The following is a 9,153-nucleotide window of genomic DNA, read 5'->3' on the forward strand; positions in this document are numbered from 1 at the left end:
GTTGCAGATTCCTCCGGCTCAATCGGGGCGCCTTGCAAGACCGCGAGTCGACGCGCAGCCGAGCGCTGTTCGCCGAGCGCGTTTTGCTTACTCAGAACCAAACTGCGGGTCACAATCAGTTGGGCGATACGGCCACCGAGCAGGCGCTTGCCGGTGCGCAGGAAATGCGCGGTATGCACATGCGCGAGGACGACAGCCTTGCCGCAAAAGTAGAAAGCCGCATAGAGCAGGCTGATCTCGCGCAGCGTGTCGAGGCTGGGCGACGGCAGCCACGACAATCCGGAAACACCGCGAGTGTGCAGGAAGAACAGCAGCGCATAGGCGAGGGCCACGAGCAGCGGTGTCGGGAACACGGCCAGCGCGAGCCAGTCTTCCGCGTCGTCGGCGGCCGCGTCGAGTTGCGCCGCCGCGCGCTGCGCGTCGCCACGGAAAAACGCGACGTTGACCACGCCATCGGCGACGATGAGCGCAAGCGGCGGCAGGACCAGCTTCCAGGTGTGCGGATCGGCGAGAATGGAAAAAATCTGCCACTTGAAGGCAAAGACCGCCAGCACCAGGCAGATGCCAGCGAGGATCAGCATCGACAGCAGGAAAAACTTCACCGCCTGCCAGGGGCCGCGATATTCGTTCAAGGTGTCGCGCAGGATGCGCAGCACGAGGACGCGCACACCTTCGAACAGGATCAGCACGACCAGACCGTCCAACCAGTCGGCCGAGTCGTCCCATTGCGGCTGCAAAGCCAGCCGGACCAGTCCGGCGACCACGAGCGCGGGTACGAGCAGGGTCGGAATGAGTGCCTGCCAGTCCGTTCGTGCGGTGATCGCTGACATGCCCACCCCTCCCCCTAGCGTGCCAGCATAAATCCCGGCCTGCGCCATGGCGAGCGCCTTTCCGTCGGCTAGCTTGCCGCTGCTGTCGCAATGAACGAAAATGCTTGATTGAACAAGATATTCCAATGACCGATCCCCAACGCTACCCACGCCTGTCGCGCATCGATTCGCCGACCGACCTGCGCAAATTCGACGAGGCCGAGCTGCCTGAGGTCGCACGCGAACTGCGCGAGTACCTGATCGAGCAGGTCGCCGGCGTCGGCGGCCATTTCGGCGCGGGGCTCGGCGTGGTCGAGCTGACCGTCGCGTTGCATTACCTGTACAACACGCCCGACGACCGCCTGGTCTGGGACGTCGGCCACCAGTGCTATCCGCACAAGATCCTGACCGGCCGCCGCGACCGCATCCACACGATCAAGCAAAAAGACGGGCTCGCGCCGTTCCCGCGTCGTGACGAATCGCCCTACGACACGTTCGGCGTCGGCCATTCGTCCACGTCGATCTCCGCGGCGATCGGCATGGCCGTCGCCGCACAGCGCAGCGGCAATACACGCAAGATCGTCGCCGTGATCGGCGATGGCGGCCTCACCGGCGGCATGGCCTATGAGGCGCTGCACCACGGCGGCGACCTCGACACCGACGTGCTCGTGATCCTCAACGACAACCAGATGTCGATCAGCGAGAACGTCGGCGCGCTGCCGAAGATGCTCGCGCGGCTGATGACCAGCCGCACCCTCAACGCGATGCGCGAAAAGGCCAAGAACAGCATGCGTCCGCAGGGTTTCCTCTGGCGCTTCTTCAAGCGCTGGGAAGAACATCTCAAGGGCATGTTCGTGCCGTCGACGCTGTTCGAGGAATTCGGCTTTCATTATTTCGGCCCGATCGACGGCCACGATCTGCCGCAGCTGCTGCACGCGCTGAAAACGCTGAAGGACCTCAAGGGCCCGCAGCTGCTGCACGTGATCACGACCAAGGGCAAGGGCTACGCGCCGGCCGAGGCGCAGCAGATTGACTACCACGCCGTAGGCCCATTCGATCCGGTCAAGGGCTTGGTCAAGAAAGCGCCCGGCAAGCAGACCTACACCGACGTCTTCGGCGACTGGCTCTGCGACCAGGCGCGTGCGGACGAGCGCCTGCTCGCGATCACGCCGGCGATGCGCGAGGGCTCCGGCCTCGTGCGCTATTCCAAGGAATTCCCGCAACGCTATTTCGACGTCGGCATCGCCGAGCAACATGCGGTCACGCTCGCCGCGGGCATGGCCTGCGAAGGCGCCAAGCCGGTCGTCGCGATCTATTCGACCTTCCTGCAGCGTGCCTACGACCAGGCGATCCACGACGTCGCGATCCAGAACCTCGACGTCACTTTCGCGATCGACCGCGCCGGCGTGGTCGGCCCCGATGGCGCGACGCACGCGGGCAGCTTCGATCTTTCCTACCTGCGCTGCATCCCGAACATCGCCATCGCCGCGCCGAGCGACGAGAACGAGTGCCGCCGCCTGCTGACGACGGCCTTTCTGCACGACGGTCCTGCCGCGGTGCGCTATCCGCGCGGCACCGGCCCCGGTGCGAAGCTCGATGCCGAATTGAAAGCGCTGCCGGTCGGCAAGGCGGAAGTGCGCCAGCGCGGCGCGAACCTCGCCATCCTCGCGTTCGGCAGCCCACTTGCCGCGGCACTCGAGGCAGGCAGCGAACTCGGCGCGACCGTGGTCGACATGCGCTGGGTCAAGCCGCTCGACGAGGCGCTGATCCTCGAACTCGCGCGCACGCACGGCGCGATCGTCACCGTCGAGGACAACGCGATCGCCGGCGGCGCCGGCAGCGCGGTGGCCGAGTTCCTTGCCGCACAGAACCTGCAGATACCCGTGTTGCACCTTGGCCTGCCAAACAGCTATCTGGAGCACGCCAGCCGCGAGCAGTTGCTCACTGAAGCCGGCATCGACGCAGCGGGAATCCGCGCTGCGATCATCAAGCGCTGGCCGCAGTACGCCGCCCGTCCGCTGAGCGAAATCCGCAGCGCGATCTAGGCTTTCCGCGGCAAGAGATCGCGCCTTCCTTTCGGCGACCGATAGGGTCGCTTGGAAATATCGGTCGGCGCTAGTATCGAAGCTCGGCAGCGCAACCACTTGGGAGGCAGCATGGCCACGCTCGATATCAACGGCAAAGTCGTCGATGTGGAGGCCGCGCCCGACACGCCTCTGCTCTGGGTGCTGCGCGATCATCTCGGCATGACCGGCACCAAATTCGGCTGCGGCATGGCCCTGTGCGGCGCGTGCACGGTGCATATAGACGGCACGCCGACGCGCTCCTGCATCACGCCACTCGCCGCGCTCGCCGGCAAGAAGATCACCACGATCGAAGGCGTGAGCGGCAAGGTCGCGCAGGCCGTGCAAGCTGCGTGGGATCACATCGACGTGCCGCAATGCGGCTACTGCCAGTCGGGCCAAGTACTTGCGGCAACCGCGCTGCTGACTTCGAACCCCAAGCCCAGCGACGCTGACATCGACGTGGCGATGAGCGGCAACCTCTGCCGCTGCGGCACCTACCAGCGCATCCGCGCGGCGATCCACGACGCGGCCAAGAGCCTGGAGGCCTGAGCCATGAACACTGCCAACCTCTCGCGGCGCAAATTCCTCGAAACCTCGGCTGTGCTCGGCGGCGGCCTCGTCGTCGGTCTGACCCTGCCGCTGCGCGGCGCGCTCGCGAAAGCGGCCGCGACCAATGCCAAGCCGGTGCAGGCCAACGCCTGGGTGCGCATCGCACCCGACAACACGATCACGCTGATCTGCCATCGCAACGAGATGGGCCAGGACGTGCACACCTCGCTCGCGTTGCTCATCGCAGAGGAACTTGAAGTCGACGTCGACAAGGTGAAGGTCGAGCAGGCGCCGGTCGATCCGGTCTACGTCAACGCGCTGCTCGGCGCACAGATCACCGGCGGCAGTTCGAGCGTGCGCGACGCGTGGACGAAGCTGCGCGAGGCCGGCGCGACGGCGCGCACGCAACTGGTCGCCGCTGCAGCGAACGAATGGAAAGTACCCGTGGCCGATTGCGTGGCGAAGGACGGCGCGGTCAGTCACGGCAACAAACACAAGACCTACGGCGAACTCGCCACGGCGGCAGCGAAGCTGCCCGCGCCGACGAATATCGCGCTGAAGAAACCCGCCGACTTCACCCAGATCGGCAAACACCAGCATCGCCTCGACACGCCGGCGAAGGCACGCGGCAAGGCGATCTTCGGCATAGACGTGACCCAGCCGGGCATGGTCCATGCCTCGCTCGAACAATGCCCGGTGATCGGCGGCAAGGTGCTCAGCGTCGACGACTCGAAAGCGAAGGCGATGCCGGGCGTGCGCGCCGTGGTCAACATCGGCGAGGGCGTCGCCGTCATCGCCGACCACTACTGGACCGCGAAGAAGGCGCGCGAAGCGCTGACGATCACCTGGGACTACGGCCCCGGTGCCAGCCTCGACAATGCGAAGATCGAAGCGACGCTGAAGGAAGGCGCGAAACAGGACGGCTCGGTCATCCGCCAGCACGGCGATGTGGATGCCGCACTGAAGTCGGCGGCGAAAAAAGTCGATGCCGAGTACCGGCTGCAACTGCTCGCGCATGCGACGCTGGAGCCGATGAACTGCCTCGCCCTCGTCTCCGACGCTGGCTGCGACATCTGGGCGAGCACGCAATTCCCGCAAGGCGCGCAAGGCGTGGCCGCGGCGCGCAGCGGCGTGCCGGCAGCGAAGGTGCGCATCTTCCCGCAGTTCATCGGTGGCGGTTTCGGCCGCCGCCTCGATGTCGATTTCATCGGCCAGGCCGCGGCGATCGCCAAGGCCGTGCCAGGTACGCCGGTCAAGCTGATCTGGACGCGCGAGGACGACACCCGCAACGACTTCTATCGTCCGGCCAGCTATCACGCCCTGCGCGGCGGCATCGATGCGAAGGGCGCCCTCGTCGCGTTCGACTACAAGTTCGCCTCGGCCTCGGTCACCAACCGCATGTTCCCCGGCGTGACCAAGAACGGCCTCGATCCGCTGATGACCGAAGGCGCGATCGATCTCACCTACGACATCGCGAACGAACGCCAGCGCGTCGTCATCCAGGAATTCGGCCTGCGCGTCGGCTACTGGCGCTCGGTCAGCCATGCACTCAACGCGTTCGCGATCGAGGGTTTCATCGACGAGCTCGCGCATGCCGCGGGCAAAGACCCGGTCGCGTTCCGCCTCGCCCTGCTCGGCAAGCAGCCGCGCCAGCAGGCGGTGCTCGAACGCGCGGCGAAGGAAGCCGGCTGGGGCCAGAAACTTGCCGCCGGCAAGGCGCAGGGCATTGCTTCGATGGAAAGCTACGGCACGCATCAGGCTCTCGTCGCCGACATTTCGAAAACGGCGAGCGGCGCGATCCGCATCGACAAGCTCACCTACGCCGTCGATCCCGGCATCGCCGTGCATCCGGACCAGGTGCTCGCGCAGATCCAGGGCGGCGCGGTCTCGGGCCTGATCAACACATTGACCGCGAAGATCACGCTCAAGGACGGCCGCGTCGAGCAGAGCAACTTCCACAATTACCAGCTGCCGCGCATGAACCAGATGCCGAAGATCGACGTCGTGCTGATGCCGAGCGGCGATGCTCCGGGCGGCATGGGCGAAGTCGGCGTGCCGCTCGTAGCACCGGCGATCGCGAACGCCGTGTTCGCCCTCACCGGCCAGCGCGTGCGTACGCTGCCGCTTGCGGATGCGAAGCTGATGTTCGCCTGATCGGGCACGATCGCGGCGACGAGGAATCGTCGCCCGCGGTTTGGCCGCAGTTGTCCCCTGCTTGACTCGAATCACACACGGGGCACCATAGCCGCTGCGCTATCCTGCGCGCACTTCGTCACGGCATGACCCGCACATGGCTCATCGCGTCCAGTTCGACTTCGAAATCGACTTCACCAACGGCGGTGGCATCCAAGGCCAGGATTTCCGCCTCGACATCGCGGGCGATGACATCTCCGACCGCGAGCTGGCGGATTACATTGTCGCCGACATGCGCCTGCTCATGGTCGGCGCGGTGCGCATCCTCGACAAGCGCATCATCAAGGAAGCGCACAAGCGCGAGCCGATCAACGCGCAGCGGCTGTCGCGCTTCGTCGACCTGAGCCACACGATCGAACACGGCCTCGTCACCTACAAAGGCCTGCCCGCGCCGATCATCTGCGACTACCTGAGCCGCGAAGCCTCGCGCGAACGCTACGCGCCCGGTACCGAATTCCAGATCGGCAAGATCGAGATGGTGACGAACACGGGCACCTACCTCGACTGCCCGTTCCACCGCTACGCCGACGGCAAGGACCTCTCGCAGGTGGCGATCGACGCGATGACCGATCTCGACGGAATCGTCGTGCGCACGCCGCATACGCCCACGCAGGCGATCGGGCTGGAAGTATTCCGTGGCAAGGAAGTCCGCGGTCGCGCCGTGCTCGTGCATACCGGCTGGGACGTCCACTGGAACACGCCGCAATACTACGAAGGCGGCCCGTTCCTGACCGCCGAGGCGGCGCGCTACCTGCGCGACTGCGGCGTCCGCCTCGTCGGCATCGACGCGCACAACATCGACAACACGCGCGGCGGCGAGCGGCCGGTGCACACGATCCTGCTCGGCGCCGAGATCCTCATCGTCGAGCACCTGTGCAATCTCGCCGCATTGCCGGATGAAGGCTTCGCCTTCAGCGCAACGCCGCCGAAATTCAGGGGCGCAGGCACGTTTCCGGTCAGGGCGATGGCGAAGCTGCTGCAGGGATAGACCCGCCGAGACCGCCGGGAACGCGAAGAACGAGCGCACCTGCACCGCGATCCGGTAAAATTCCGTAAAGCGCCTCTTAACGCCCCGGGCGCGACAATTTCCGGACATGATAAAAAACGTCGAATACCTCCTGCCCGGCGGCCGCTCCGGCGTGCTGCTGATCCACGGCCTGACCGGCACCCCGACCGAGATGCGTTTCGTCGCCAAGGGCCTGCAGCGCCACGGTTTCACCGTGTACGGCATGCAACTTGCCGGGCATTGCGGCAACGAAGCCGACCTGCTAGCGACCGGCCGCAGCGACTGGTTCCAGAGCGTGCGCGAAGCGGCCGACAAGTTCGCCGCGCAGGTCGACCACCTGTTCGTCGCCGGTCTGTCGATGGGCGCGCTGCTCGCGCTGCGCCTCGCCGCCGAGCGGCCGCAACAGGTCGCCGGTCTCGGCCTTTACGGCACGACATTCCGCTACGACGGCTGGACGATCCCGTGGTACGGCAAGCTCTCTTTCATGCTGCCGATGGCGGTCAGCGTCGGCATCGGCCGGCACGCCAAATTCCACGAGCAGTTCCCCTACGGCATCAAGGACGAGCGCATCCGCCAGCGCATCGCCGGCGCGATGCTGAGCGGGGCGAGCGACGAGGCCGGCCTGCCCGGCAATCCTTGGCCCTCGCTGGCCGAGTTCTACCGCCTGTCCTGGCGCGTGCGCAAGCTGCTGCCGCAGGTCATCGCGCCGAGCCTGATCATGCATGCCAAGGAAGACGACGTGGCCAGCCTGGCCAACGTGCATCGCCTCGAGCGCGGCCTGCGTGGCCCTTACGAAACCGTGATCCTCGACAGGAGTTACCACATGATCACGGTCGACCAGGAGCGCGACGTCGTCATCGAGCGTACCGCCGCGTTCTTCAAGCACATCGCCGAAGGCAAGCCGGCGGCCTGATCGGCCGGCGTTGAGTCCGCGCGGAGCGCTTGCGTTATCATTGCCGCAACTACGGAGACCTTCTCATGAGCCAAGTCCAGGACGCCGTCTTCGGCATCATCGCCAAGGAAGCGAATATCGACGTGAGCAAGATCACGCTCGACTCGACCCTCAAGGACCTCGAAATCGCCTCGCTCGACGCGGTGCAGATCATTTTCGAGATCGAAGACCACTTCAAGATCACGATGCCCGACCGCGATCCGAACTTCGACACCGAGTCGGTGCGCGGCCTGGTCGAAGCGGTCGAGAAACTCGTCGCCGAAAAGCCGGCGGGCGACGCGCCCGCGACGCAAGGCTGATCGACGCCGCAAAGAAATCCCCAGTGACCACCCCAAGACGTGTCGCCATCACCGGCATGGGCGCGATCACTGCGCTCGGCCATACCGCCGCCGCCACGTGGGCCGCGCTGAGCGAAGGCCGCTCGGGCATCGGCCCGATCGAGACGATCCCGACCGAACAGCTCATCATCAAGATCGCCGCCGAAGTGCGTGGTTTCGATCCAGCCGCGTACCTCGACAGCAAGAAACTGCCGCTGCTCGATCGCGTCTCCCAGCTCGCGCTGGTCGCTGCGCGCGAAGCGGTGGCCCAGTCGGGGCTCGACTTCCGCGTCGACGGCCGCGGTGAGCGCAGCGCCTGCATCATCGGCAGCGGCATCGGCGGCGAAGGCTCGCACAACGAACAGTCCAAGCGTTTCTACGGCGACAAGAACCCGCGCCTGCACCCGCTCACGATCCTGCGCGTCATGGCGAACGCGCCGGCCTGCCATGTCGGCATCGAATACGGACTGACCGGTCCCACCTTCGCCGTGGTCAGCGCCTGCGCCTCGGCCAATCACGCGATGAGCCAGGCGGCCGACATGATCCGCAACGGCAAGGTCGATTTCGCCGTCACCGGCGGCACCGAGGCCTGCGTCACCGTGACGACGATGAAGGCCTGGGAGGCGATGCGCGTCACCGCCGACGACACCTGCCGGCCGTTCTGCAAGCAGCGCCGCGGCATGGTCCTCGGCGAAGGCGCCGGCATCTTCGTGTTCGAGGAATGGGAACATGCCAAGGCACGCGGCGCGACCATCCTCGCCGAATTCGCCGGCAGCGGCATGACCGCCGACGCGGCCGACATGGTGTTCCCGGCCGAGGCGACCGTCGCGCGCGCGATGCAGAATGCACTCGCCGATGCCGGGCTCAATCCCGAAGACGTCGGCTACATCAATGCGCACGGCACGGCGACGCCGGCCAATGACCCGACCGAAACGAAAGCAATACGCCGCACGTTCGGCGCGCATGCCGACAAGCTCGCGGTATCGTCGACCAAGTCGATGCACGGCCACGCGCTCGGCGCCGCCGGCGCGGTCGAAATGATCGCGGCGATCGGCGCGCTGCGCCACGGCATCCTTCCGCCGACCGCGAACTTCATCGACCCCGACCCGGCCTGCGACCTCGACTATGTACCGAACGTGCCACGCGGGAAGGCAGTGAGCGCAGTGCTGAGCAATTCGTTCGCCTTCGGCGGCCTCAACTCGGTGGTCGCCTTGAAGAAGGCCGGCTAGGCGCCGACGCGGGAACGGCGGAAAAGGTTGCC

At 66.1% G+C, this 9,153-nt stretch carries 8 protein-coding genes; 7 read left to right on the forward strand and 1 reads right to left on the reverse strand.

The features are described from left to right. Nucleotides 1–956 (reverse strand): hypothetical protein (locus VF497_RS08080; RefSeq protein WP_330887484.1); only part of this gene is annotated, 956 nt, incomplete at its 3' end. On the opposite strand from VF497_RS08080, the gene dxs reads away from it, so the two are divergent. The 7 genes from dxs to VF497_RS08115 all read left to right on the forward strand — a co-directional run bounded on the left by dxs (nt 956) and on the right by VF497_RS08115 (nt 9,121). Further along, nucleotides 956–2,854 carry a 1-deoxy-D-xylulose-5-phosphate synthase gene (dxs, locus tag VF497_RS08085; protein WP_330887486.1) on the forward strand — a complete coding sequence of 633 codons (1,899 nt, stop codon included), beginning with the start codon at nt 956–958 and terminating at the stop codon, nt 2,852–2,854. The genes VF497_RS08080 and dxs overlap by 1 nt on opposite strands. Before the next feature lie 111 nt (nt 2,855–2,965). After that, nucleotides 2,966–3,424: a (2Fe-2S)-binding protein gene (locus VF497_RS08090; protein ID WP_330887488.1), complete on the forward strand. Its 459-nt coding sequence runs from the start codon at nt 2,966–2,968 to the stop codon at nt 3,422–3,424. 3 nt (nt 3,425–3,427) lie between these two features. Then, nucleotides 3,428–5,578: a xanthine dehydrogenase family protein molybdopterin-binding subunit gene (locus tag VF497_RS08095; RefSeq protein ID WP_330887490.1), complete on the forward strand. Its 2,151-nt coding sequence runs from the start codon at nt 3,428–3,430 to the stop codon at nt 5,576–5,578. A gap of 136 nt (nt 5,579–5,714) precedes the next feature. Next, nucleotides 5,715–6,605: a cyclase family protein gene (locus VF497_RS08100; protein WP_330887492.1), complete on the forward strand. Its 891-nt coding sequence runs from the start codon at nt 5,715–5,717 to the stop codon at nt 6,603–6,605. Between the two features lie 106 nt (nt 6,606–6,711). Continuing rightward, nucleotides 6,712–7,536, forward strand: coding sequence for an alpha/beta hydrolase (locus VF497_RS08105; protein ID WP_330887494.1), 825 nt, complete (start codon nt 6,712–6,714; stop codon nt 7,534–7,536). Nucleotides 7,537–7,601: 65 nt separating this feature from the next. Beyond that, nucleotides 7,602–7,874 (forward strand): acyl carrier protein, encoded by a 273-nt coding sequence (locus VF497_RS08110; protein WP_330887496.1) that lies wholly within the window; start codon nt 7,602–7,604, stop codon nt 7,872–7,874. Nucleotides 7,875–7,897: 23 nt separating this feature from the next. Further along, nucleotides 7,898–9,121, forward strand: coding sequence for a beta-ketoacyl-[acyl-carrier-protein] synthase family protein (locus VF497_RS08115; protein ID WP_330887498.1), 1,224 nt, complete (start codon nt 7,898–7,900; stop codon nt 9,119–9,121). The last annotated feature ends 32 nt before the right edge of the window (nt 9,122–9,153 follow it).

This window comes from Rudaea sp., assembly GCF_036383415.1.
Classification (GTDB): Bacteria; Pseudomonadota; Gammaproteobacteria; order Xanthomonadales; family Rhodanobacteraceae; genus Rudaea.